Origin of the sequence: Streptomyces sp. NBC_00523, from assembly GCF_036346615.1 — a bacterium.
In the GTDB taxonomy this organism is placed as follows: Bacteria; Actinomycetota; Actinomycetes; order Streptomycetales; family Streptomycetaceae; genus Streptomyces.
Map to the genome: position 1 here is coordinate 5,876,902 of NZ_CP107836.1, position 23,499 is coordinate 5,900,400.

A 23,499-nucleotide genomic window follows, 5' to 3' on the forward strand; every position below is an offset into this window, starting at 1 on the left:
GCACATGTACCCGATAGCGCGGCTGCGCAGCGTCCAGCCGGGCCGACCCGAGATCGTCTGCACGGTGGAGCTGCACGGGGACAAGGATCCCGCGCTTCCCCTGCGGCCGGGCGAGACGGTCGAGTTCGAGTTCAAGGTCATCCCCGAGGGCCCGGGGTCGCGCTACTACGGCTATCTGATGGTGGAGTCCTTCAGCGAGGCCGCGACGATCGAGCGGGCCGCCGGAATGAGCCTCCTCGCGGTCGGCGACCGTTACGCCACCTCCACGGTCACGGGCGAGGAGCGCACCGCCCGCTTCGCGCTCACGGTCCACGAGAACGTGCCCCGCCACGCCTTCCTCGTCCCCCAGCTGCGTGCGGGCATCATCGCCGACGGCGGCAGCAGCCTCACGGCGAGCACGCGGTCGGTCAAGCAGCTCGGCTACCGGATCGCCCCCCTTCCGCCCCAGGGCAGGAAGCTCATGGTGCCGCCGGGCTACCGGGGCGCGCTCAACGGGCTCACGGAAGGGCTCGGCGACGGCGTACGGCTCGTCGGCGTCGGCCCCGCGCGGTTCGGGGAGACCTCCGTGACCCCGGACGGGCTGGTGACGTACAGCCCGGTCGCCGGATTCGCGGGCTACGACTCCTTCGACTACGTACTCGCCGACCCGGCGGAACGACTCACCCGCGCCCAGGTCACCGTCTACGTGGGGGACCTGACCATGACGCCGGGAGCCATCGCGGGCTGAGGCCCCGCGGCGCGAACCGGCGTGCTCTCCGCGTCGACCGGAACCAGGACCGCCGAGTGACTACCAGAGGGGCGGTCGCCATGAGCCGTGCGGGCGCGTACGCCCTGGCCGCCTGCCTGTTGCTGTCCTCCTGCGCTCCGGGCGGCGGCGGGGCCGACGACGGGGGCGCGTCGCCCAGGGCGGCAAGCCTTCGGCCCTCGGTGCCGGCCGGGGCCGAACTCACCCGGTCCACCCGCCGGCTCGCCGACGGAAGCCCGGTCCGGGTCGGCGTCATCGCCGTGTCCCCCGACGCGCCGCTGCGTGTGGAAGCGGTGCACGGCACCTCCCTCGCCCGCTCGGAGACCGTGCGCGCGATGGCCGGAACGGCGGGCGCCTGGGCCGCGGTGAACGGCTCCTTCTTCGACATCCGCAGCGGGCCCGCGTTCAGCGGCTACGAGGGAGACCCGCTCGGCGTGTACGTCGCCGAGGGCAGCCTGCTGAGCGAGGCCGCCGAGGGACGGACCGCCCTGATCCTCGGCGGGGGCTCGGCCAGGCCCCGGATCGGCGAGGTCACCTCGTCCTCCTCCCTGGCCGCATCCGACGGCGCGCACCGGGAGCTGGACGGGATCAACCGCACGCCCGGCCGCATCCTGGGGTGCGGGGGAGTGGGCGGCGACCGGCTCGCCCGGACCGGCGAACCCATGTCCGCCCCCGCGCACAACCAGCTGTGCGTGGACGAGGACGAGATCGTGGCCTTCACGGGCGAGTGGGGCGCCGCCACCCCGAAGGGCGACGGCACGGAGGCGCTCCTCGACCGCGACGGACGGGTGACGGCGCTGCGGTCGCCCGCCGGAGGCCCCGTCCCCCGGGGCGGACGCGTCCTGAGCGGCACGGGCGAGGGCGCGGCCTGGCTCAGGGCCCACGCCCGGCCGGGGGCGCACCTGAACGTGACGTCCGAGGTCCGCGACAGCCGGGGCGTCCAACTGTCCGGCGCGGAGACCTCGGTGGTCGGTGCCGGCCCCGCGCTCGTCCGCGACGGCCGCCGCTGGATCAACGGCGAGGCCAACGGCCTGACCCGGGCCGCGCTCGACCGGCGGGAGCCCAGAACCGCCGCGGGTGTCACCGAGGACGGCACTCTGCTGCTGGTGACGTTCGACGGGCGGCAGCCGGGCGTCAGCGTCGGGGTGTCCATGCCGGAGGCGGCCGACATCATGATCGCGCTGGGGGCGAAGGACGCCGTCAACCTGGACGGTGGCGGATCGACCACGATGGTGGTCGACGGCGAGGTGGGGAACAGGCCGACCGACTCCCCGGGCGGCCGGCAGACCGAACGGGCGGTGGCCACCGCCGTCGCGGTGATCGCCGAATGAACCGCGGCCCGGCACGTGTGTGCCGGGCCGCCATTCGCGTCAGCGAGCCTGTTACGCCGGAACGCTGGCCACGCCCGCCGCCAGGAACTTCTTCCCGTTCACGCGCTCCGAGACGCCCTCGCGGTCCAGGTACGGCGTGATGCCGCCCAGGTGGAAGGGCCAGCCGGCGCCCGTGATCAGGCAGAGGTCGATGTCCTGGGCCTCGGCCACGACGCCCTCGTCCAGCATCAGGCCGATCTCCTGGGCCACCGCGTCCAGGACGCGGTCGCGGACCTGCTCCTCGGTCAGGACGGTGTCGCCCTGCTTGAGGAGGGCGGCGACCTCGGGGTCGAGGACCGGCGCGCCGGAGTCGTAGACGTAGAAGCCGCGCTTGCCGGCCTTCACGACGGCCGCCAGGTTCTCGGAGACCGTGAAGCGCTCCGGGAAGGCGCGGTTCAGGGTCTCGGAGACGTGCAGGCCGATCGCCGGGCCGACGAGCTCCAGGAGCACCAGCGGGGACATCGGCAGGCCGAGGGGCTCGATGGCCTTCTCCGCGGTCTCGACCGGGGTGCCCTCGTCGATGACGTTCTGGATCTCGCCCATGAAGCGGGTGAGGATGCGGTTGACGACGAACGCCGGGGCGTCCTTCACCAGCACCGCGGTCTTCTTCAGCTTGCGGGCCACACCGAAGGCGGTGGCCAGCGAGGCGTCGTCCGTCTGCTCGCCGCGCACGATCTCCAGGAGCGGCAGGATCGCGACCGGGTTGAAGAAGTGGAAGCCGACGACCCGCTCGGGGTTCTTCAGCTTCGACGCCATCTCGGTGACCGAGAGGGACGAGGTGTTGGTGGCGAGGATCGCGTGCGCCGGGGCGACCGCCTCGACCTCCGCGAACACCTGCTGCTTGACGCCGATCTCCTCGAAGACCGCCTCGATGATGAAGTCGGCGTCGGAGAAGCCCTCCGCCTTGTCCAGCACACCGGTGACCAGGGCCTTCAGGCGGTTGGCCTTGTCCTGGTTGATGCGGCCCTTGCCGAGCAGCTTCTCGATCTCGGCGTGGACGTAGCCCACACCCTTGTCGACGCGCTCCTGGTCGATGTCGGTCAGCACGACCGGCACCTCCAGGCGGCGCAGGAAGAGCAGGGCGAGCTGGCTGGCCATCAGGCCCGCGCCCACCACGCCGACCTTGGTGACCGGGCGCGCCAGGTTCTTGTCCGGGGCCCCGGCCGGGCGCTTGGCGCGCTTCTGGACCAGGTTGAAGGAGTAGATCCCGGACCGCAGCTCGCCGCCCATGATCAGGTCCGCCAGGGCCTGGTCCTCGCGGTCGAAGCCGGCGGACAGGTCGCCGTCCTTGGCCGCGGCGACGATCTCCAGCGCGCGGTACGCGGCCGGGGCCGCACCGTGCACCTTGGAGTCGGCGATGGCCCGGCCGCGCGCGACGGCCTGGTCCCAGGCGTCCCCGCGGTCGATCTCGGGGCGCTCCACGGCGACCGTGCCGTTGAGCACGTCCGCGGTCCAGACGAGGGACCGCTCCAGGAAGTCCGCGCCCTCGAAGAGCGCGTCCGCGATGCCGAGCTCGAAGACCTGCTTGCCCTTGAGCTGGCGGTTCTGGTTCAGCGAGTTCTCGATGATCACCGAGACCGCGCGGTCGGCGCCGATCAGGTTCGGCAGCAGCACGCAGCCGCCCCAGCCGGGGACCAGACCGAGGAAGACCTCGGGCAGCGAGAACGCCGGCAGCGCCTTGGAGACGGTGCGGTACGAGCAGTGCAGCCCGACCTCGACACCGCCGCCCATCGCCGCGCCGTTGTAGTACGCGAACGTGGGCACCGCGAGACCGGAGAGGCGGCGGAAGACGTCGTGGCCGCCCTTGCCGATGGCGAGCGCGTCCTTGTGCTCCTTGAGCAGCTCGACGCCCTTGAGGTCGGCGCCGACCGCGAAGATGAACGGCTTGCCGGTGATGCCGACGCCGGTGATCGCGCCGTCGGCGGCCTCCTTCTCGACCTGGTCGATCGCGGCGTCGAGGTTCGCCAGCGACTGCGGTCCGAAGGTGGTCGGCTTGGTGTGGTCCAGGCCGTTGTCCAGCGTGATGAGGGCGAAGCGCCCCGCACCGGCCGGCAGGTCCAGGTGGCGTACGTGCGCCTGGGTGACGACCTCGTCCGGGAACAGCTCGGCCGCACCCTTCAGAAGCTCGGTGGTGGTGCTCACTTGTCGCCTCCGGCGTTCTCGAAGTGCGGGTTCTCCCAGACGACCGTGGCGCCCATGCCGAAGCCGACGCACATGGTCGTGAGGCCGTAACGGACCTCGGGGTGCTCCTCGAACTGGCGGGCCAGCTGCGTCATCAGCCGGACGCCGGAGGAGGCCAGCGGGTGACCGTAGGCGATCGCGCCGCCGTACTGGTTGACGCGGGCGTCGTCGTCGGCGATGCCGTAGTGCTCCAGGAACGCCAGCACCTGTACGGCGAACGCCTCGTTGATCTCGAAGAGACCGATGTCCGTGATGGAAAGACCGGCCTGGGCGAGGGCCTTCTCGGTGGCCGGGATCGGTCCGTAGCCCATGACCTCCGGCTCGACGCCCGCGAAGGCGTACGAGACGAGGCGCATCTTGACCGGGAGGCCCAGCTCGCGGGCGACGTCCTCGGCGGCGAGCAGCGAGGCGGTGGCGCCGTCGTTGAGGCCCGCGGCGTTACCGGCGGTGACGCGGCCGTGGGCGCGGAACGGGGTCTTCAGGTTGGCCAGGGACTCCATGGAGGTGCCCGGGCGCATCGGCTCGTCGGCGGTGACCAGGCCCCAGCCCGTCTCACCGGCCTCCGCGTTCGTGCGGCGCACCGAGACCGGCACCAGGTCCTGCTGGATCTTGCCGTTGGCGTACGCCTTGGCGGCCTTCTCCTGCGACCGCACCGCGTAGGCGTCGGCGCGCTCCTTGGTGATCGTGGGGTACCGGTCGTGCAGGTTCTCCGCGGTCATGCCCATGAAGAGGGCGGACTCGTCGACCAGCTTCTCCGACACGAACCGCGGGTTCGGGTCCACGCCCTCGCCCATCGGGTGGCGGCCCATGTGCTCGACACCGCCGGCGACGACGACGTCGTACGCGCCGAAGGCGATGGAGCCGGCCGTCGAGGTGACGGCGGTCAGGGCGCCCGCGCACATGCGGTCGATGGAGTAGCCCGGGACGGACTGCGGCAGACCGGCGAGGATGCCGGCGGTACGGCCGAGGGTCAGGCCCTGGTCACCGATCTGCGTGGTCGCGGCGATGGCGACCTCGTCGATCTTCTTGGGGTCCAGGTCCGGGTTGCGGCGCAGCAGCTCCCGGATGGCCTTCACGACGAGATCGTCGGCGCGGGTCTCGTGGTAGATGCCCTTCGGGCCCGCCTTGCCGAACGGGGTGCGGACGCCGTCTACGAAGACGACGTCCCGGATGGTACGAGGCACGATGGCTCTCCTCCAGGGTGCGGGATGGCACTGCTGCGGGGCGCGCCCGGAGGCACGCCGCTCCGGTCATGCTACTTGCGGGTAACCAGACTGCCCACCCCCTGTGGCCGGAGCGGCGAACGTCACACGCGGAAACTGCCCGGAGAGCACCCCTCCGCACACGGAGAATGGCCCGGACGGACTCGAAAACGAGTCCGTCCGGGCCATTCGCGTTCCGCGCGGGCCGCGCGGAACGTGGCGTGATTACGCCCCTGCCCTATGCCGTCACGAGAGGCCGCGTGCCGTTACGAGGGCTGCGTGAGCGCCCGGTACAGCAGCGGGGCGACCTGCTCGATCTGCCAGTGTCGCGCGCCGTACCCGGCGAGCGCGGACTCCACCGTCTCCGGCGTCGGGTTCTTCGGCGGCTCCCAGCAGACCCGCCGCACCGTGTCCGGCGTGATCAGGTTCTCCTGCGGCAGGTGCAGCCGCTCCGCCAGCGCGGAGACCGCGGCGCGGGCCGCGGAGAGCCGGGCGGCGGCGGCCGGGTCCTTGTCGGCCCAGGCGCGCGGCGGCGGCGGTCCCGCGAGGGCCTGGCCGGGCTGCGGCAGCTCCGTGTCGGGCAGCGCCTTGGCCCGGTCCACGGCGGCCTGCCACTGCTCCAGCTGGCGCCGGCCCATGCGCGGACCGAAGCCGGTGAGGGCGGTCAGCGCCTGGGTGTTCGCCGGGAGGGCGAGCGCGGCCTCGATGATCGCGGCGTCGCCGAGCACCTTGCCGGGCGAGATGTCGCGCCGCCGGGCGATCTGGTCCCGGGCGTTCCACAGCTCCCGGACGACCGCCATCTGACGGCGGCGGCGGACCTTGTGCATCCCGGAGGTGCGGCGCCACGGGTCCTGGCGCGGGGGAGCGGGCGGCGCCGAGGCGATGGCGGAGAACTCCTCCTGGGCCCATTCCAGCTTGCCCTGCCGGTCGAGCTCGTCCTCCAGCGCGTTGCGCAGGTCGATGAGGAGTTCAACGTCGAGCGCGGCGTAACGCAGCCAGGGCTCGGGCAGCGGGCGGGTGGACCAGTCGACGGCGGAGTGGCCCTTCTCCAGCGAGTAGCCGAGGACGTTCTCGACCATGGCGCCGAGGCCGACGCGCGGGAAACCGGCCAGCCGTCCGGCGAGCTCGGTGTCGAAGAGCCCGGTCGGTGTCATCCCTATCTCGCGCAGACAGGGCAGGTCCTGCGTCGCCGCGTGCAGGATCCACTCGGTGCCGTGCAGGGCCTCGCCGAGCCCGGAGAGGTCGGGGCAGCCGACGGGGTCCACGAGCGCGCTGCCCGCCCCGTCGCGGCGCAGTTGGACGAGATAGGCGCGCTGGCCGTAGCGGTAGCCGGACGCCCGCTCGGCGTCCACGGCCACCGGGCCCGAGCCCGCGGCGAATGCGGCGATCACCCCGGCCAGGGCGTCGTCGGACGCCACCACCGGCGGAATGCCCTCGCGCGGTTCGAGCAAGGGGATCGGCGCCGGGGCGACGTCGTCCGGGGGAGCGCCCCCGGTGGTTCGCAGTGATGTGTCTGCTGCGGTCTCTTGGGCGTCGGTCACGTGTCAAGGGTATCTGTGTGTGCGCGGCGCCTGCCGACGGAACGTTCCGTCGGCAGGCGCCGATGCACGTAATCCAGCCGGTTCCGTACGCCGTGCACCGGCCGGGGGCGGGAAATCAGTGGATGATGCCCGTCCGCAGGGCCACCGCGACCATGCCGGCGCGGTCGCCGGTGCCCAGCTTGCGGGCGATGCGGGCGAGGTGGCTCTTCACGGTCAGGGCGGAAAGACCCATGGAGACACCGATGGCCTTGTTGGACTGGCCCTCGGCGACGAGCCGCAGGACCTCCACCTCGCGGCCGGACAGTTCGCGGTAGCCGCCCGGGTGGCTCGGGGTGCCGGGGGGCCGGCGGTGCATCCGGGCGGCGGTGGCGCCGATGGGGGCGACGCCGGGACGGGCCGGGTGGCCGATGTTGGTACGGGTGCCGGTGACGACGTAGCCCTTGACTCCGCCCGCGAGGGCGTTGCGCACGGCGCCGATGTCGTCGGCGGCGGACAGGGCCAGACCGTTGGGCCAGCCGGCGGCTCGGGTTTCGGACAGCAGGGTCAGCCCGGAACCGTCGGGCAGGTGGACGTCGGCTACGCAGATGTCGCGCGGGTTGCCGACGCGGGGACGGGCCTCCGCGATGGACGACGCCTCGATGACGTCACGAACTCCGAGGGCCCACAGATGGCGGGTCACGGTGGAACGGACGCGCGGGTCGGCCACGACGACCATGGCCGTCGGCTTGTTCGGGCGGTAGGCGACCAGGCTTGCGGGCTGCTCGAGGAGAACGGACACCAGGCCTCCTGGGGAGTGGCGGGACGGGCCGGCTCGGGGGTGAAGCCGGGGCGAACCGTGCTTGAAGGGTCATTGACTCCTTCGGCAGCAGACCCCTGCTCCTTTAGGGGAAGATCACGATTTATTGAGTAACAATTCGGGCAAATGGGGTTCTCGATCGATTCCTGAGAGCGTTTTCCGCTGGCTGAAACTGATCGCATGACGCAGTGTCACGGAAATCACCTGACGCGGCGGCACGGGTGGCGGCACGGAAAACGGGGCGGCCCGGAGGCCGCCCCGCTCGCGCCGTTCAGGACAGGGACTACGTCGTCTGCGGGCCCCGGCGCTGTGGGAGCGTGACCACCGCCGCGTCGAGAGGGCCCGACGGCGGCAGGCCCGCGATCTGACAGAGCAGGTCGCCCCAGGCGACCAGGTGCGCCGCCGCGTCCGGTGCGCCGCCCAGCCCCTCGCGCGGGGTCCACGAGGCCCGGATCTCGATCTGCGTCGCGGGGCGCCGGGTCTCCAGCGCGCCGAAGTAGTGCGAGCCCGCCATGGTGACCGTGCCGCCCGCCTCCCCATAGAACAGGCCCCGGGCCTCCAGCGCGCCGGTCAGCCAGGACCAGCAGACCTCGGGGAGCAGCGGATCGGCGGCCATCTCCGGCTCCAGCTCGGCGCGGACGAGGGTCACGAGCCGGAAACTGCCCTGCCACGCCTCGTGGCCGGCCGGGTCGTGGAGCAGGACGAGCCGGCCGTCGGCGAGGTCGTCGTCGCCGTCGACCACCGCGGCCTCCAGCGCGTACGCGTGCGGGGCGAGCCGCTTCGGCGGCCGGGTCGGCTCCACCTCCAGTTCGGGACGCAGCCGCGCCGCGCGCAGCGCGTCCACCGCCGAACGGAACGCGGACGGTACGGCACCACCCTCCGCGCCGTCCGTGCCGTCAGCGCCATCGGATTGACCGGAGATGTGTCCCTGAGCCGCAGCCATGCGGGGAAGAGTAGGCGGAACGGGAGCTCCGTGTGCGGAAGGACACCCGTGCGGGGCCGGGCTCGTTGCCCACGCGTGCGAAGATTCTGTGCGTGAGTGCCAACGACCGCCCCTCCGGGCCGCAGACGAAGACTTCCGCCACCTACGACTCGGCGTTCCTCAAGGCGTGCCGGCGCGAGCCGGTCCCGCACACGCCGGTCTGGTTCATGCGCCAGGCGGGGCGCTCGCTGCCCGAGTACCTGAAGGTGCGCGAAGGCATCCCGATGCTCCAGTCCTGCACGATGCCGGAGCTCGTCGCCGAGATCACGATGCAGCCCGTCCGCCGCCACAAGGTCGACGCCGCCGTCTACTACAGCGACATCGTCGTCCCGCTGAAGGCCATCGGCATCGACCTCGACATCAAGCCCGGCGTCGGCCCGGTGATCGCCGAGCCGATCCGCACCCGCGCCGACCTCGCCCGGCTGCGCGACCTGACCCCCGAGGACGTCCCGTACGTCACCGAGGCCGTCCGGCTGCTCACCGCCGAGCTGGGGGAGACCCCGCTGATCGGCTTCGCGGGCGCGCCGTTCACCCTCGCGAGCTACCTCGTGGAGGGCGGGCCCTCCCGTAACCACGAGCACACCAAGGCCATGATGTACGGCGACCCGGAGCTCTGGGCCGACCTGCTCGACCGGCTCGCCGAGATCACCGGTGCCTTCCTCAAGGTCCAGATCGAGGCCGGCGCCTCGGCCGTCCAGCTCTTCGACTCCTGGGTCGGCGCCCTGGCCCCCGCCGACTACCGGCGCTCCGTGCTGCCCGCCTCCGCGAAGGTCTTCGACGCCGTCGCCGCGTACGGGGTCCCCCGCATCCACTTCGGCGTCGGCACCGGCGAACTGCTCGGCCTGATGGGCGAGGCCGGGGCGGACGTCGTCGGTGTCGACTGGCGGGTGCCGCTGGACGAGGCCGCGCGCCGCGTCGGCCCCGGCAAGGCGCTCCAGGGCAACCTCGACCCGGCGGTGCTGTTCGCGCCGACCTCCGCGGTGGAGGCCAAGACCCGGGAGGTGCTGGACGCGGCCGCCGGTCTGGAGGGCCACATCTTCAACCTGGGCCACGGCGTCATGCCGAACATGGACCCGGACGCGCTCTCCCGCCTCGTCGAATACGTCCACACCCGCACCGCCCGCTGAACCCCGCGGAGGCGGGCGCCGCTCAGTCGGTGCCCGCCTTCCGCAGCACCGACACGGTCTTGCGGGCCGCCACCAGGACCGGGTCCCAGACCGGCGAGAACGGCGGGGCGTAGCCCAGGTCCAGGGCGGTCATCTGCTCGACGGTCATCCGGGCGGTGAGTGCCACCGCGGCCACGTCGACCCGCTTGCCCGCGCCCTCGCGGCCCACGATCTGCACGCCGAGGAGCCGGCCCGTGCGGTACTCCGCGATCATCTTCACCGTCATGAGCCGGGCGTCCGGGTAGTAGCCCGCCCGGCTGGTCGACTCGATCGTGGCCGTGACATACCGCAGGCCCACCGCCCGGGCGTCCTTCTCGCGCAGCCCGGTCCGGGCGATCTCCAGGTCGCACACCTTGCTCACCGCCGTACCCACCACACCGGGGAACGTGCCGTAGCCGCCGCCCACGTTGGAGCCGATGACCTGGCCGTGCTTGTTGGCGTGCGTGCCGAGCGCGATGTGCCGGGTGTGGCCCGCGACCAGGTCCAGGACCTCCACGCAGTCGCCGCCCGCCCAGATGTCCGGGTGGCCCTGGACGCGCATCGCCAGGTCGGTGAGCAGCCCGCCGTGCGGCCCGAGCGGCAGCCCGGCCTCCCGGGCCAGGGCCGTCTCCGGCTCGACGCCGATGCCCAGCACCACGATGTCCGCCGGATAGGACGCGTCGTCGGTGACGACCTCGGTGACCCGGCCGTCGTCCCCGGTCCGGATCGCGGTGACGGCCGCCCCGTTCACCGTGGTGATCCCGAGCCCGTCCATCGCGTCGTGGACCAGGCGCCCCATGTCCGGGTCGAGCGTGGCCATCGGCTGTTCGCCGCGGTTGAGGACGGTCACCTCGAAGCCGCGCTTCAGCATCGCCTCGGCCATCTCGACGCCGATGTACCCCGCCCCGACGACGACCGCGCGCCGGCCCTCCGTCCGGTCCAGGCTGTCCAGGAGGGCCTGCCCGTCGTCCAGCGTCTGCACCCCGTGCACCCCGGGCGCGTCCATGCCGGGCAGGTCGGGGCGCACCGGCCGCGCCCCGGTGGCGATGACGAGCTTGTCGAACCCGGTCCAGTACGTCTCGCCGGACTCCCGGTCCAGGGCGCGTACCCGGCGCCCCGCCACGTCGATCTCCGTGACCTCGGTGCGGGTGCGCAGGTCGATGGCGCGGGCCCGGTGCTCCTCGGGCGTACGGGCGATGAGGTCGTCCCGGTCGGTCACGTCGCCGCCGACCCAGTACGGGATGCCGCATGCGGAGTACGAGGTGAAGTGCCCCCGCTCGAAGGCGGTGATGCTCAGCTCCTCCGGCCCCTTGAGCCGCCGTGCCTGGGACGCGGCGGACATGCCCGCCGCGTCCCCGCCGATGACCACCAGTCGTTCCGCCGCCATGCCGGTCCCTCCGAAGCGCGTCCGAAAACACCCACGCTACGGCTTCCACCGGTTCCGAACGGCCGTGGCCGGGGCCCGGAACCGGTTTGAGAGAGTGGAGCCATGCAGCCATCCACACACCGCGCGGACCGGGCCCCCCGTCACGTCGTCGTCATCGGCGGCGGTATCGCCGGACTCGCGGCCGCCCACCGGCTCGTCGGCGCCGGGCTCAGGGTCACCGTTCTGGAGGCGACCGACCGGCTCGGCGGCAAGCTGATGACCGGTGAGGTCGCCGGCGTCCGGGTCGACCTCGGCGCCGAGTCCATGCTCGCCCGCCGCCCGGAGGCCGTCGCCCTGGCCCGCGCCGTGGGCCTCGGCAACCGCCTCCAGCCGCCCGCCACGGCCACCGCCGCACTGTGGACGCGCGACGCGCTGCGCCCGATGCCCAAGGGCCATGTGATGGGCGTCCCGGGCGACCCGTCCGTCCTCGGCGAGGTGTTGTCGGCCGAGGGGCTGGCCCGGATCGCCGAGGACCGCGAACTGCCCCCGGTGGCCGTCGGCGAGGACGTCGCCGTCGGCGCGTACGTGGCGGACCGGCTGGGGCGCGAGGTCGTGGACCGGCTGGTGGAGCCGCTGCTCGGCGGGGTGTACGCGGGCGACGCCTACCGGATCTCGATGCGCGCCGCCGTACCGCAGCTCTTCGAGGCGGCCCGGGAGGGCGGCTCCCTGCTCGACGGGGTCACCCGGCTCCAGGAGCGGGCCGCCGCCCGGCAGCAGACCGGGCCCGTCTTCCAGGGCATCGAGGGCGGCATCGGCACCCTCCCGGGGGCCGTCGCCGACGCCGTGCGCGCCGGGGGCGGCGCGATCCTCACCGAGACCCCCGTGCTGGGCCTGACCCGTAACACCGACGGCTGGGACGTCCGCACGGACACCGGGGTCGTCTCCGCCGACGGCCTCGTCCTCGCCGTGCCCGCCTGGTCCGCCGCCACGCTGCTCGCCGCCGAGTCACCGGGGGCGTCGGCCGAACTGGCGGGCGTCGAGTACGCGTCGATGGCGCTGGTCACCATGGCGTTCCGGCGCTCCGACGTCACCGGCACGGCCTTCGACGGGCGCTCCGGCTTCCTCGTACCGCCGGTCGACGGGCACACCATCAAGGCCGCCACCTTCTCCACGCACAAGTGGCAGTGGGTCGCCGACGCGGCCCCGGACCTCTTCGTGCTGCGGACCTCGGTGGGCCGGTACGGCGAGGAGGAGCACCTGCACCGCGAAGACGTCGAGCTCGTCGGCGTATCGCTGCGCGACCTCGCCGCCGCGACCGGGCTCACCGCGCGGCCCGTGGCGACCGAGGTCACCCGGTGGATCGGCGGACTGCCGCAGTACCCGGTGGGCCACCTCACCCGGGTCGCCCGCATCCGCGACGAGGTCGCGAAGCTGCCCGCGCTGCGGGTGTGCGGCGCGGTGTACGACGGGGTCGGCATCCCCGCCTGCGTGGCGAGCGCGCACCGGGCGGCGGACGAGATCGCCGGGGATCTCACCGGGGAGATCATCGCCACGCCGACCCTGGTTCAGGGCACTCGGAGCGAGGCGGGACAATAGCCGTATGAGTGCTCCTGAGACTGCGACATCAAGCAAGGTTCCGAACGCCGGCAAGAAGGCCAAGGACCTCAACGACGTCATCCGCTACACACTGTGGTCCGTCTTCAAGCTGCGCGACGTCCTGCCCGCCGACACGGACCGCGCGGCCGTCGCCGGTGAGGTCCAGGAGCTGTTCGACCAGCTCGCCGCGAAGGACATCACCATCCGAGGCACCTACGACGTCTCGGGCCTCCGCGCCGACGCCGATCTCCTGATCTGGTGGCACGCGGAGACAGCGGACGAGCTGCAGGAGGCGTACAACCTCTTCCGGCGCACCCGGCTCGGCCGCCACCTGGAGCCGGTCTGGTCGAACATGGCGCTGCACCGCCCCGCCGAGTTCAACAAGTCGCACATCCCGGCGTTCCTCGCCGACGAGACGCCGCGCAACTACGTCAGCGTCTACCCCTTCGTGCGCTCGTACGACTGGTACCTGCTGCCCGACGAGGACCGTCGCCGCATGCTCGCCGACCACGGCAAGATGGCCCGCGGCTACCCGGACGTGCGTGCCAACACCGTCGCCTCGTTCTCGCTCGGCGACTACGAGTGGATGCTGGCCTTCGAGGCGGACGAGCTGTACCGCATCGTGGACCTGATGCGTCACCTCAGGGCCTCCGAGGCGCGGATGCACGTCCGCGAGGAGGTCCCCTTCTTCACCGGCCGGCGCAAGTCGGTCGCGGACCTGGTGGCCGGGCTCGCCTAGCGAACGGGCTTGTGACCACCCCAACCCGGAAGATCAGACGGCGGGTCCACGGCACCTCGTGCCGTCCGCTGTTCCAGCGACACCGGGTTCGGCTCAGCGGTGCGGCGCGCTTTCTGCGCGCCGCACCGTTCGTCATTCGCGGGCGCCCAGCCGCTTCCGTACGCCCGACCGGCCGGTCAGCGCCGCCCGCAGCGCCGGGTCGTCCACCGCGGCCACCCCGCGCACCGCGACCGTCACCAGCGTGTCGCCCGTCGCACCGTCCCCCGGCACCGCGCACGCCGCCAGCAGCCGCTGCCCGGCCGGGGAGGCCCAGGAACCGTAGGGGTGCGCCTCGATCCGGGCGATGGCCAGGCACCCCAGGGTCAGCGCGAGCGGCAGCGCGAACCACACCGGCATCGGGGCCGTGTCCCCGGCGCCGGGCGCGAGCAGGGCGGCGGCGCCCAGCGCGGCCACCAGCAGCGCCGCCCCGCGCACCGCCCGCACCGCCGAGGCGACGTCCGCCCCGTGCGGGAGCGCCAGACCGGCGGCGACGAGCCGGTCGGCCACCGCGCGTACGGCGTCGGCCGCCGCGGCCGAGGCGCGCACCGGCGCTATCGGCGACTGGCCCTCCGGACCTATGGCCCGGATCACCGTACGTTCCACCTCGTCGCTGCCCTCGGGGTCCACGACCGTCGCCCAGCCGGTGTGGGCCAGCAGCAGCCGCCGCCGCAGATGCATGGAGACCAGCGCCAGATCGGCGACCCGGCCGGGCCCGCCCGCCAGGAACGCCGCCTCGTACAGCGTGAGTTGCCGTCCGCGCGGCGCACCGGTCGCGGCCATCGGCCGCCGGGCCGCGCGGGCTGCCGCAATACAGAGCCGGGCGCAGGAAAGACCCGCCGCACCCCATGCGACCAGCAGCAACAGAAACGGCACCATGCCGGTGTTCTATGCCAGCACCGCCCGCCGCGCCATAGCTCGTCCAGTAAGTGGACGGCCGTCTCAGGAACTGCTGCCGCAGCTCGACCCGCCACCGCAGCTGGACCCGCCGCCGCAGCTGCTGCCGCCCCCGCAGCTCGATCCGCTTCCGCCGCAGCTGCTGCCTCCGCCACAGCTCGACCCGCTGCCCCCGCAGCTCGACCCGCCGCCTCCGCCGCAGCTGCTGCCCGAGGAGCTGCCGCAGCCGCCGCCCGGGCTCGCCCCCGCGCACCACACGGCCGGCGCGACCGTCAGCGCCGCGGCGCCGTACGCGGTGTACGAGGCGGCGCTGGGCCGGGTCCGGGCGGCGGCGACCAGGTGCGCCCGCAGCTCCGGGTCCGCGACGCCGCGCAGCCCCCTGGTCGCCACCAGGAACCCCGGGTCGGTGCGGTGGGCGTGCGCGGCCCCGAACTCCGCAGCGGCCCTGCGCCCCGCGCGGGTGATCCGGGACCGGGCCACCGCCGCGCAGACCAGGCCGGACACGAAGCCGACGACGACGGCCGGGATCATCGCCACCGCGAACGGATAGCTCCAGTCGGCGCCGTCGTCGCCCTCCGTGAACCGGGCGATGGCCAGTCCGATGGTGACCGGAGCTGACGCGAGGCACAGAAACGTCTGCAACAGGCCCCAGACGCGCCACACGACACTGGCACGGGGCGCGGCCAGCAGCCCCCGCGCGGCGAGACCGTCCCCGGTCTCCTGCACCGCCGGGTGCCGCATCACCGCCACCCGCAGCGCCGCCAGCGACCCGCTCGGCGCGGCCGCCAGTGCGTGCAGCACCGCCCGCTCCACCGGGTCGTACGCGACCGGCCGGAGCACCGCCACGATGCCGGGTCCGCCGATGGCCAGCCGGCCGTCCGCGTGCATGGCGGCCAACGCGGTGTCGACCACCCGGCCGGGCCCGCCGTTCAGGAACGCCACCTCGGACAGGTCGTGCGCCGGACCGCCCACCCCCCGGCGGGAGCGGGCCAGGCCGATGATCAGCACGGTGAACGAGGCGATCACCGCGAGCGTGAGGAACACCAGCATCCCGTCCATGCCCGTCACCGCCCCGCCAGCACGGAGCGGGCGGCCCGGGCCAGCCGGGTCGCGCGCCCGGGCGGCCGGGGCGCGGCCCGGTCCCGCCACCACCGCGTCAGCCGTCGCCGGGCCGCGTCGTCCGCCGGGCGGCCCGCGATGAGCAGGTGCTCGGCGAAGTCCAGGGCGTCGCGCCGGTACCCCGACGTCATGGGCCGCGCTCCGGTGTACGCGAGGAACGCCGCCCGGTAGCCGTCCCCCAGGATCTCCGGCAGCTCGGGCGCCACCTTGGCCACGACGTCCGCGCGCTTGGCGGCCAGGGCGCGGCTCTGCACCCGGAGCCGGTCCGGGTCGAACCCCTCCGGCGCGGACGTCCCGGCGACCAGGGCGGACAGCAGCGCGGTCTGCGCGACGGCTACACCGTCCCGTACGGACTCCGCGACGGGCGCGGCGGGCGGGGCCTCCGGGGGCGCCCAGGCCGCCGACGCGCCGTCGCCCTTCGCCAGCACGCCCCGGATCGCGTCCAGCTCGCCCGCCAGCTCACCGGGCGGCGGGAACGCCTCGTCGCGCTCCAGCAGCACCCCCGGCGGGTCCACCCGGGACCGCAGCTCCGCCAGCACATCGAGCACCGGGGCGGTCACCGGGTGGGCGTGCGTGTCGTGCCACACGCCGTCCTTCTCGACCCCGCCCGCCACGTGCACGTACGCGATGGCCTCCACCGGCAGCCCGTCCAGCGCGGCCGCCGGGTCCTCGCCCCGGTTCACGTGGTTGGTGTGCAGATTGGCCACGTCGATCAGCAGCCGCACGCCGGTCCGCTCGACCAGCTCCGCCAGGAACTGCCCCTCGGTCAGCTCCTCGCCCGGCCAGGAGAGCAGCGCCGCGATGTTCTCCAGGGCCAGCGGCACCGGCAGCGCGTCCTGCGCGATGCGCACGTTCTCGCACAGCACGTCCAGCGCCGCCCGGGTGCGCGGCACCGGCAGCAGATGGCCCGCCTCCAGGACCGGCGACCCGGTGCGCGGCCCGCCCGCCCGTACGAAGGCGATGTGCTCGGTCACCAGCGGCGCGCCGAGCAGCGTGGCCCGGGCGGCGAGGTCCGCGAGCTTGCCGGGGTCGGGACGGTCGGCGCCGCCGAGGCCCAGCGAGACGCCGTGCGGCACCACGGTGACCCCGCGCTCCCGCAGTCGTACCAGGGAGTCCGGCAGATGATCGGCGCAGAGGTTCTCCGCGACCGCCTCCACCCAGTCGAGCCGCGGCAGCGCCTCCACCTCGTCGGCGATCTCCGGCCGCCAGCCGATCCCGATGCCCAGCCTCATACCGTCCCCCATGCTGCTCCCCCTCTGGTTCGTGCAGGGGTGATGACCCCGGTTCGCGGTCGTGAATCCGGGAGGGGAGACGTTCAGAGCTTCATTTGAGGTTCCGCCGGTCGCTGTCCTTTCAGCGACGGCGCCGCAGCGCCGGGTGGTCGGCGACCACCGTGCACGAGCCCGGGGCGATCTCCGTGAAGCCCGCGTCCCGGACGACCGGCAGCCCGCTCACCGTCAGCTCCGCCCAGCGGCCCGGCTCCGCCGTGGCCACCGAGAGCGGGAAACCGGCCTCGCGCCACGCCTTGCGCCCGGTCTCCGACAGCTCCCACCAGGCGAGCTGCGCCCCGTGCCCGACCTGCGCCATCTCCTTGCCGGCCGACATGCCGAGGTCCGGGTTGAGCCAGAGCACCGGGTGCGCCGGGCCGGGCGCGGCCGGCGGCTCCGGGTCGTCCAGGTCGGTGCCCGAGACCTGGAGCTTGGCCAGCTCCTTCGGCCAGCCGTCCAGCGGCACCGGCGGGAAGACCCGCACCTCCGCCTCCTCGCCCGTCACCGTGATCCCGGGCAGGGCCGACGCCTTGCGCCACTCCGCGCCCCGGGCCCGCCGGACGACCTTGCGGATGCGGGCGTCCTGCCAGTCCCGCATCACCCGCGCCCACTCGCCCTCGCCCACCGACCGCTCGTCGGACAGCATCACGAGCACCGCGCGGGCGGCCGTGCGCAGGGCGTCGGTGCGGGCGGGCGGCGCGGCCTTCTCGATGTGCACCACCAACGGCAGTACGTACTGGGGTGCTTCGTCCCGGTCCGTCCGCTCGGACCGGAAGGGGCTGTCCACGGGTACTGCGGCGGGCTCGGCGGACGGGGACGCGGGGATGTCGTTGCTGCTCACCCGCCCAGTCTGCCAGCCGCCCCGGACACCGTTCTTGGCGGAATGGAAGGCTCCGGGCGAGGATGCCGTCCATGAAGAGCGATCTCTTTTCCAGCGAGCACATGGCCGAGCAGGCGACCGTCCCCGGGATGACCCTGCAGAACGCCAAATCCATCAAATACGCGGTCAACGGGGAGATGCACGCCCGCCAGGGTTCGATGGTCGCCTTCCGCGGAAACCTCCAGTTCGAGCACAAGAGCCAGGGCATCGGCGGTCTGCTCAAGCGGGCGGTCACCGGCGAGGGACTGCCGCTGATGGCCGTGCGCGGCCAGGGCGAGGCGTGGTTCGCCCACGAGGCCGCGAACTGCTTCATCGTGGAGATGGAGCAGGGCGACGCCCTCACCATCAACGGCCGCAACGTCCTGTGTTTCGACGCCTCGCTCGCGTACGAGATAAAGACCGTCAAGGGCGCCGGGATGGCCGGCGGCGGACTCTTCAACAGCGTCTTCACCGGCTACGGCAAACTGGGCCTGATGTGCGACGGGTATCCCATCGTCATCCCCGTCACCCCGCAGCAGCCGGTGTTCGTGGACACGGACGCCGTCGTCGGCTGGAGCGCCCAGCTGAACACCTCGCTGCACCGCTCGCAGAGCGTCGGCTCGATGATCCGGGGCGGTTCCGGCGAGGCGGTCCAACTGCGCCTGGACGGGGAGGGGTTCGTGATCGTACGGCCCAGCGAGCTGAAGCCCGAGAAGGCGTCGTCGCACTGAGCACCGGTACGGAGGTCCTGCGGCTGCGGGGAGCCGGCCGCCGGTACGGGCTCACCGGACCCTGGGTGCTGCGCGGGGTCGACCTGGCCCTGCCCGCGCGCGCCCTCGTCCGCGTCGAGGGCGCCAACGGCACCGGGAAGTCGACCCTGTTGCGGCTGCTGGCCCGGATCGACGCGCCCTCCGAGGGCCGGGTCACGGGCCGGCCGCGCACGGCGTACGTCCCCGAGCGCTTCCCGGCGGCCCTGCCCTTCACGGCCGCCGGGTATCTCGTCCACCTCGGCCGCGTCCACGGGCTGCGCGCAGCCGAGGCGGCCGCCCGGGCGGACCACTGGCTCACCCGGTTCGGTGCCGCCGCGCACGCCCGGACGCCCCTCGCCGAACTCTCCAAGGGCACCAGCCAGAAGGTCGCCGTCGCCCAGGCGCTCCTCGCCGAACCGGAACTCCTGGTGCTGGACGAGGCGTGGACCGGCCTCGACACCGAGGCGCGCGACGTGCTGGACCGGGCCGTGGCAGAGCGCGTCGCCGCCGGGGCTACGGTCGTGTACGTCGACCACGACCCGCGACGGCTGGCGGGCGCGGTCGACGCCGCGTACCGGGTGGAGGGGCTGGGCCTCACCGCCGCCCCGCTCGCGACCGGCTTTGAGCCCCGTGTCCGCATCGAGGCGACGGCCCCGCCGGGGACCCCGCTCCCGTCCGGACTGCCCGGGGCTCCCGCGTACACCCTGAGCGACGACGGAACGGCCCGCCTCATGGTCGCGGCGACGCACTCCGACGCGCTGCTCGCGGCGCTGCTGTCGGCCCGGCCGCGGTGGCACATCGGATGCGTGGAGCAGGCGCGCGGGGCGCGCCCCGCACCGGAATCCGCGCCGCACGGCACACCCACCCGGGACGGGGACCCCGCACCATGAACGCGCTCATCCGCTACCAGGCCGACCTGCTCGTGCGGTCCCAGCGCTGGCTGGCCCCCGTGCTGCTCTACCTGGCCTTCCTCGCCGTCGGCATCCGCTCCGGGCAGCCCGTCCTCGACTCGCTCGGCTACACCGCCGCCGGGATGCTCCCGGTCACCGCCTGGCTGGCGCGCGTCTGCGTCACCCAGGAGCCGCCCGCCGCCCGGACGGTCGTCGCGGCGGCGGCGGGCGGGCAGCCGAAGGCCCATCTGGCGGCCCTGCTCACCGCGCTGGGCGGCGCCGCGCTGCTGGGCGGGGCCGCCACCGCCGTGGTCCTGGCGATCAGCGACCCGGTGAGCACGGACCACGCGGTGCGGGTGCCCTGGCGCCCGCCGGGGCAGCCGGAGTCCTCGCCACCGCGTGCTGCGTGCTGCTGGGCGCGGCGGCGGGCGCGCTGTGCGGCCGGCCGCTGCTGCACGGACGCGGCTGGTCCATCGCGGCGACCGTGATCGTCGCGCTGCTGGCGCTGGTCAGCACCGGATCGCCCGCGAAGTACGCGGTGACGGGCCTGGTCACCGGCTCGCTGACCGGCACGGTGCACGTACCGGTGCTCCCGCTGCTCGCGGCGGCCGTCGTGACGGCCGCCGCGTTCGCGCTCGTCTGCCGCCTCACTTCGGTACGGGGCTGAGTAGGCTCGTACGTATGAGTGAGGAACCGGGGTCCTACTGCGAGACGTCGCCCGCCGAGTCGCCGGAGCGGGCCGAGGGGCCGCCGTACGCCGAGTGCGTGCTGTGCCGGAAGCCGACCGAGTACGCGGAGTCGGTCAAGGGGATCACGCTGTGCCCGGTCTGCGAGTGGCAGGAGGCCCAGCGCACGGCCTGCTCCGGCTGACGCGTTTCAGCCGCCCATCAGCTCGGACACCCTGACGAAGCGGTAGCCGCGCTTCCGTAGCTCCGGCACGACCTGGCGGACCGCCTCGGCGGTGACCGGGGCCGCGCTGCGGGTGCAGTGCATGACGACGAGCGAACCGGACCGCACCCCGTCGAGCACCTGCTCGGCGACGGCGTCCGCGTCCGTCGCGAAGGCGTCGCCGCTGACGACGTCCCACTGCACGGCGGTCACCTTCTCCGGCCCGAGGGCACGCAGCGTGTCGTCGTCGTAACAGCCGCCGGGGAAGCGGAAGTACGGGACGACGTTGCGGGCGCCGGTCGCCCGGATCGCCCCGAACGCCCGCTGGACCTCCTTGCGCACGGCGCCCTTCTCGACCGTCGGCAGCCCGTAGCAGGGGGTGGTGAACGCGTAGTGGCTGTAGGAGTGGTTGCCGATCTCGAAGAGGGGATCGGTGCCGATGGAGCGCGCCTGGTCCGGGTACTCCTCGGCCCAGCGCCCGGTCATGAACACCGTCGCGGGCACCTTCAGGCGGCGCAGCAGGGCGATCAGTTCCGGATTGTCGAAGTGCTCACCGGCCGCCGCGCGCGGCCCCTCGTCGGCCGTCATATCGGCGTCGAAGCTCAGCGCGACGACCTTCGCGGCGCGTTGCGGCCCGCGCGTGAAGACGGGGGTCAGCCCGCCGGGGCCGGGGGCCATGACGGGGGGCTTGTCGGCGGGCTTCCGGGCGGGTTTCTCCACGGCGGGGGAGGCGGACGGCCGTTCGGCGGCGGTACGCGTCGGCTGTGCCTGGCCGCAGCCGACGAGCACCGCACCCAGCACTCCCAGAACGGCCGCCTTATGTGTAAATCCGATCATTTCCGGAAGCTAGCCGACCGGATGGAAGGTGCACGGGGTTGGCGCGCTAGACCGGGGGCGCCCCACGCAGATGGCGCATCAGCTGTTCGAGGGCCGCCCAGCTCTCGGCGGTCTCGCCGTCGCCGAGCGGGTAGTAGTAGCCCGGCCGGCCGCCGGGGCCCACGCGCACCGGCGCTTCTTCGAGCGGCGTCCGGGCGGCGGTGTCGCGGCCGACCTCGGCCACCTCGGCGGAGCCGAGCGTGAAGGAGTGCGGGAGCGGGGGGCGTTCGAAGCGGGGCGGGGCGTTCAGGTCGCGGCGGCCCTCGCCCAGCTGGCACAGCATGGTCCGCAGCCCGTGCCGGGTCACCAGCTCGTCGGCGAGTCCCGGCAGCGCGTCGAGCGGCGGGCGCTCGTCGGAGCCGTAGCCGAGGACGAGGGTGATGTCCTCCTCCACCCCGTCCGAGGTGCGGTTCACCTGGAGGGTGGCGACGGCGGGGCGGTCCGGGCTGCCGACGGCCACCAGCCAGGTCGGCCGGGGCGCGCGTTCGTACGCCAGGTCGGTCAGCCGCCGCCGCGACCAGACGAGCCCTGCGGGCTCCGAGGTCCCCCAGCCGGCCGGGGGCGCGCCGGTCAGCGCCTCCCAGGCGGCTTCCAGGGCACCGCCGAGCACCAGGTCGGCGGTGGGGCGGTGCACGGTCCGGAGCGACACGACGAGCTGCCGCTCGCCGGAGGGCCCGGCCTCGGTGAACGCCTCGGCCACCGGGGTCTGGCCGTCCTCGCGCCGGTCCGGTGCGAACGCGTCGTCCTGCCAGCGCAGTACGGCGCCGGTGAGGCCGTCGTAGTAGCCGCAGCGCTCGTCCTGGACGACCCAGCGCGAGGAGGTGGACTGGAGCAGCAGCCGCGTCGGCAGGGAGAGCGTGCAGTGGGGCGGGGTGACGATCTGGAGCGACCGCTCGCTCTCCACGGTGGCCCGCAGCGCCTCCGTCAGCCAGCTCGTCATGGGGACGACCGGGCGGTCCTGGATGACGACGGCCGCCTGGTCGGTGAGCATGTCGACGGCGGGCTGCGCGGCGGCGGGGGCGGGCACGGCCGTGATGCCCGAGACGTCGAGGGGGCGGGCGGCGCCGGTGGTGCCGGGGGCGTCGGCCGGCCAGACCCTGCCGCCGAGCAGCATGGTCAGCCGCGCGGCGAAGGCCCCGGCCAGCTCCTCGGCCCGGTCCACCCCGGCGGCAGCCCGCGCCTCGACCCACCACCAGGGCCCGTCCCCCTCCGGAGTGGCCTCCGCCCCGAGCAGCCGAACGGCCTCCCCGGGCACCTGGATCAACAGGGGCACCTCGACGGACACGAGCGGCCGCCCCTCGTCGTCGCACAACTGCACGACGGCCCCGTCCCCGGTGGTCCCCACCCGCAGATCGGGCCCGCCGGCGAGCAACCCGGCCAGCACACTGAGCGAGTCGGGCATCCGCCGGGTGAGTGCGACGACGTCCTGGGTCATGCGGGGTCCTTCGGGGTCAGAGGGGCGGGGATTCTGGCTAGCGAGGGGGCATCGGCTGTTCCGGCGCATCGCCGAACAGGTAGTCGTACATGTCCCGGAGGTAGGCGTGCAGTGTCTCCTTGTCCGGGAATTCGATATCGGTCAGCCCTTCATATTCTGCGGGGCCGAAGTTCTCATCTGCCATGATCTGCTCGAATCCGGAGCGGATCAAGTCAACGTAGGAATCGCTGAAGCTCCACAACGTGCGCCTCAAATCGCCTGTGATGTAATATCCACCCTCGAGGTCGAGTTGAGTTCTGAAAAAGCTTCTGAAGTCCGGGTCCGCTTGAATTGGCTCGCTCAAGGCGTACCTCCTGCCGGTCGGCGCGGCGGGATCACCTGAACCTGCCCGCCGCGCGCACTGATCCAGGCTTCGAGTTCCGCACCGCCCACTTCGCGCGAGGAGCCGTCGCTGACAACGGTGACCGGGCCGAAGCCCGTGCCCCGCAAGCCGCGAAGGACCGTGGTGTCGTCCACCTTGATCCCGAAGTAGTTCTCCTCGACCACGGCATCGGACAGGTCGCTGCCCCTCATGTCGGTGTCGAGCAACTCCGCGCCGATGAAACGTGTTCCGGAGGAAGCTCCGACGAGCCGTACACCGACGAGTACGGCGTCGGTGAACCAGTAATTCGAGAAATCCCCACCCGAGAGGTCCGCGCCCCGGAAGTCCCGCCCCGTCCCGTTGAGGTTGTATTTCTCGGCGGCGAGCCACTCGCGGAGCTGCTCTGCGGCCGCAGGGTCGGCGGGGAGTGCGGCAGGCTGCCAGGCGTCCGGCACGGT

22 protein-coding genes and 1 pseudogene are annotated in these 23,499 nt (G+C 73.4%); 9 read left to right on the plus strand and 14 right to left on the minus strand.

Features of this window, described 5'->3' with window-relative positions; translation table 11 throughout:
• Nucleotides 1-4: 4 nt before the first annotated feature.
• Both OHS17_RS26640 and OHS17_RS26645 read left to right on the plus strand, forming a co-directional pair.
• Nucleotides 5-727 carry an Ig-like domain-containing protein gene (locus OHS17_RS26640; RefSeq protein WP_330314174.1) on the plus strand — a complete coding sequence of 241 codons (723 nt, stop codon included), beginning with the start codon at nt 5-7 and terminating at the stop codon, nt 725-727.
• A gap of 56 nt (nt 728-783) precedes the next feature.
• A complete protein-coding gene (locus OHS17_RS26645) occupies nt 784-2,076 on the plus strand; it encodes a phosphodiester glycosidase family protein (protein ID WP_330314175.1) in 1,293 nt (430 codons plus the stop codon).
• Between the two features lie 51 nt (nt 2,077-2,127).
• On the opposite strand, the gene OHS17_RS26650 is transcribed toward OHS17_RS26645, so the two are convergent.
• From OHS17_RS26650 to OHS17_RS26670, 5 genes are all read right to left on the minus strand, one after another.
• Nucleotides 2,128-4,257 carry a 3-hydroxyacyl-CoA dehydrogenase NAD-binding domain-containing protein gene (locus OHS17_RS26650; RefSeq protein ID WP_330314176.1) on the minus strand — a complete coding sequence of 710 codons (2,130 nt, stop codon included), beginning with the start codon at nt 4,255-4,257 and terminating at the stop codon, nt 2,128-2,130.
• Nucleotides 4,254-5,480: a thiolase family protein gene (locus OHS17_RS26655; RefSeq protein ID WP_330314177.1), complete on the minus strand. Its 1,227-nt coding sequence runs from the start codon at nt 5,478-5,480 to the stop codon at nt 4,254-4,256. The genes OHS17_RS26650 and OHS17_RS26655 overlap by 4 nt, the downstream gene beginning before the upstream one ends.
• 284 nt (nt 5,481-5,764) lie before the next feature.
• On the minus strand, nt 5,765-7,039 hold the full coding sequence (locus OHS17_RS26660; protein ID WP_330314178.1) for an HRDC domain-containing protein: 1,275 nt from the start codon (nt 7,037-7,039) through the stop codon (nt 5,765-5,767).
• A 115-nt stretch (nt 7,040-7,154) separates the two neighbouring features.
• Nucleotides 7,155-7,817, minus strand: coding sequence for a helix-turn-helix transcriptional regulator (locus OHS17_RS26665; protein WP_018100712.1), 663 nt, complete (start codon nt 7,815-7,817; stop codon nt 7,155-7,157).
• 301 nt (nt 7,818-8,118) lie between these two features.
• Nucleotides 8,119-8,778, minus strand: coding sequence for a DUF3000 domain-containing protein (locus OHS17_RS26670; RefSeq protein ID WP_330314179.1), 660 nt, complete (start codon nt 8,776-8,778; stop codon nt 8,119-8,121).
• A gap of 92 nt (nt 8,779-8,870) precedes the next feature.
• Here OHS17_RS26670 and hemE point away from each other — a divergent pair, with 92 nt between their 5' ends.
• The gene (hemE, locus tag OHS17_RS26675; RefSeq protein WP_330314180.1) at nt 8,871-9,944 is read left to right on the plus strand and encodes a uroporphyrinogen decarboxylase; all 1,074 of its coding nucleotides are present in this window, start codon (nt 8,871-8,873) and stop codon (nt 9,942-9,944) included.
• A gap of 22 nt (nt 9,945-9,966) precedes the next feature.
• Here the strand turns inward: hemE and OHS17_RS26680 are convergent, their stop codons facing one another.
• A complete protein-coding gene (locus OHS17_RS26680; RefSeq protein ID WP_330314181.1) occupies nt 9,967-11,349 on the minus strand; it encodes an FAD-dependent oxidoreductase in 1,383 nt (460 codons plus the stop codon).
• A 102-nt stretch (nt 11,350-11,451) separates the two neighbouring features.
• Here OHS17_RS26680 and hemG point away from each other — a divergent pair, with 102 nt between their 5' ends.
• Entirely contained in the window at nt 11,452-12,924 is a 1,473-nt protein-coding gene (hemG, locus tag OHS17_RS26685) for a protoporphyrinogen oxidase (protein ID WP_330314182.1), read from the plus strand.
• Nucleotides 12,925-12,928: 4 nt separating this feature from the next.
• Complete coding sequence (gene hemQ / locus OHS17_RS26690) at nt 12,929-13,663, plus strand: hydrogen peroxide-dependent heme synthase (RefSeq protein WP_020487531.1); 735 nt, start codon at nt 12,929-12,931, stop codon at nt 13,661-13,663.
• 132 nt (nt 13,664-13,795) lie between these two features.
• On the opposite strand, the gene OHS17_RS26695 is transcribed toward hemQ, so the two are convergent.
• The 4 genes from OHS17_RS26695 to OHS17_RS26710 form a co-directional block, all read right to left on the minus strand.
• Nucleotides 13,796-14,578 carry a TIGR04222 domain-containing membrane protein gene (locus tag OHS17_RS26695; RefSeq protein ID WP_330314183.1) on the minus strand — a complete coding sequence of 261 codons (783 nt, stop codon included), beginning with the start codon at nt 14,576-14,578 and terminating at the stop codon, nt 13,796-13,798.
• A 63-nt stretch (nt 14,579-14,641) separates the two neighbouring features.
• A complete protein-coding gene (locus tag OHS17_RS26700) occupies nt 14,642-15,655 on the minus strand; it encodes a TIGR04222 domain-containing membrane protein (protein ID WP_443066153.1) in 1,014 nt (337 codons plus the stop codon).
• A gap of 5 nt (nt 15,656-15,660) precedes the next feature.
• Nucleotides 15,661-16,947 (minus strand): DUF692 domain-containing protein, encoded by a 1,287-nt coding sequence (locus tag OHS17_RS26705; RefSeq protein ID WP_330315365.1) that lies wholly within the window; start codon nt 16,945-16,947, stop codon nt 15,661-15,663.
• A 121-nt stretch (nt 16,948-17,068) separates the two neighbouring features.
• A complete protein-coding gene (locus OHS17_RS26710) occupies nt 17,069-17,824 on the minus strand; it encodes a peptidyl-tRNA hydrolase (protein WP_330314184.1) in 756 nt (251 codons plus the stop codon).
• Nucleotides 17,825-17,895: 71 nt separating this feature from the next.
• Between OHS17_RS26710 and OHS17_RS26715 the strand changes: the two genes are divergently transcribed.
• The 4 genes and pseudogenes from OHS17_RS26715 to OHS17_RS26730 all read left to right on the plus strand — a co-directional run bounded on the left by OHS17_RS26715 (nt 17,896) and on the right by OHS17_RS26730 (nt 20,351).
• Nucleotides 17,896-18,573 (plus strand): AIM24 family protein, encoded by a 678-nt coding sequence (locus tag OHS17_RS26715; protein ID WP_330314185.1) that lies wholly within the window; start codon nt 17,896-17,898, stop codon nt 18,571-18,573.
• 65 nt (nt 18,574-18,638) lie between these two features.
• Nucleotides 18,639-19,481: an ABC transporter ATP-binding protein gene (locus OHS17_RS26720; RefSeq protein WP_330314186.1), complete on the plus strand. Its 843-nt coding sequence runs from the start codon at nt 18,639-18,641 to the stop codon at nt 19,479-19,481.
• Nucleotides 19,478-20,148, plus strand: a pseudogene (locus OHS17_RS26725) (ABC transporter). Before OHS17_RS26720 ends, OHS17_RS26725 begins: the two are co-directional and overlap by 4 nt.
• Nucleotides 20,149-20,162: 14 nt before the next feature.
• A complete protein-coding gene (locus tag OHS17_RS26730) occupies nt 20,163-20,351 on the plus strand; it encodes a hypothetical protein (protein WP_026244837.1) in 189 nt (62 codons plus the stop codon).
• Nucleotides 20,352-20,357: 6 nt separating this feature from the next.
• Here the strand turns inward: OHS17_RS26730 and OHS17_RS26735 are convergent, their stop codons facing one another.
• From OHS17_RS26735 to OHS17_RS26750, 4 genes are read right to left on the minus strand one after another with little or no spacing between them, the layout of a single operon-like run.
• Entirely contained in the window at nt 20,358-21,206 is an 849-nt protein-coding gene (locus OHS17_RS26735; protein ID WP_330314187.1) for a polysaccharide deacetylase family protein, read from the minus strand.
• A gap of 46 nt (nt 21,207-21,252) precedes the next feature.
• Complete coding sequence (locus tag OHS17_RS26740) at nt 21,253-22,680, minus strand: DUF6177 family protein (RefSeq protein WP_330314188.1); 1,428 nt, start codon at nt 22,678-22,680, stop codon at nt 21,253-21,255.
• 37 nt (nt 22,681-22,717) lie between these two features.
• The gene (locus OHS17_RS26745) at nt 22,718-23,023 is read right to left on the minus strand and encodes a hypothetical protein (RefSeq protein ID WP_330314189.1); all 306 of its coding nucleotides are present in this window, start codon (nt 23,021-23,023) and stop codon (nt 22,718-22,720) included.
• Nucleotides 23,020-23,496, minus strand: coding sequence for a pentapeptide repeat-containing protein (locus OHS17_RS26750; protein ID WP_330314190.1), 477 nt, complete (start codon nt 23,494-23,496; stop codon nt 23,020-23,022). Before OHS17_RS26750 ends, OHS17_RS26745 begins: the two co-directional genes overlap by 4 nt.
• Between the last annotated feature and the right edge of the window lie 3 nt (nt 23,497-23,499).

Excerpts from the sequence above, each read along its gene's own strand:
- OHS17_RS26640 (WP_330314174.1), top strand. The coding sequence starts at position 5 with ATGTACCCGATAGCGCGGCTGCGCAGCGTCCAGCCGGGCCGACCCGAG.
- OHS17_RS26670 (WP_330314179.1), bottom strand. The coding sequence starts at position 8,778 with ATGGCTGCGGCTCAGGGACACATCTCCGGTCAATCCGATGGCGCTGAC.
- OHS17_RS26680 (WP_330314181.1), bottom strand. The coding sequence starts at position 11,349 with ATGGCGGCGGAACGACTGGTGGTCATCGGCGGGGACGCGGCGGGCATG.
- hemG (WP_330314182.1), top strand. The coding sequence starts at position 11,452 with ATGCAGCCATCCACACACCGCGCGGACCGGGCCCCCCGTCACGTCGTC.
- hemQ (WP_020487531.1), top strand. The coding sequence starts at position 12,929 with ATGAGTGCTCCTGAGACTGCGACATCAAGCAAGGTTCCGAACGCCGGC.
- OHS17_RS26695 (WP_330314183.1), bottom strand. The coding sequence starts at position 14,578 with ATGGTGCCGTTTCTGTTGCTGCTGGTCGCATGGGGTGCGGCGGGTCTT.
- OHS17_RS26700 (WP_443066153.1), bottom strand. The coding sequence starts at position 15,655 with ATGGACGGGATGCTGGTGTTCCTCACGCTCGCGGTGATCGCCTCGTTC.
- OHS17_RS26705 (WP_330315365.1), bottom strand. The coding sequence starts at position 16,947 with ATGAGGCTGGGCATCGGGATCGGCTGGCGGCCGGAGATCGCCGACGAG.
- OHS17_RS26715 (WP_330314185.1), top strand. The coding sequence starts at position 17,896 with ATGAAGAGCGATCTCTTTTCCAGCGAGCACATGGCCGAGCAGGCGACC.
- OHS17_RS26730 (WP_026244837.1), top strand. The coding sequence starts at position 20,163 with ATGAGTGAGGAACCGGGGTCCTACTGCGAGACGTCGCCCGCCGAGTCG.
- OHS17_RS26735 (WP_330314187.1), bottom strand. The coding sequence starts at position 21,206 with ATGATCGGATTTACACATAAGGCGGCCGTTCTGGGAGTGCTGGGTGCG.
- OHS17_RS26740 (WP_330314188.1), bottom strand. The coding sequence starts at position 22,680 with ATGACCCAGGACGTCGTCGCACTCACCCGGCGGATGCCCGACTCGCTC.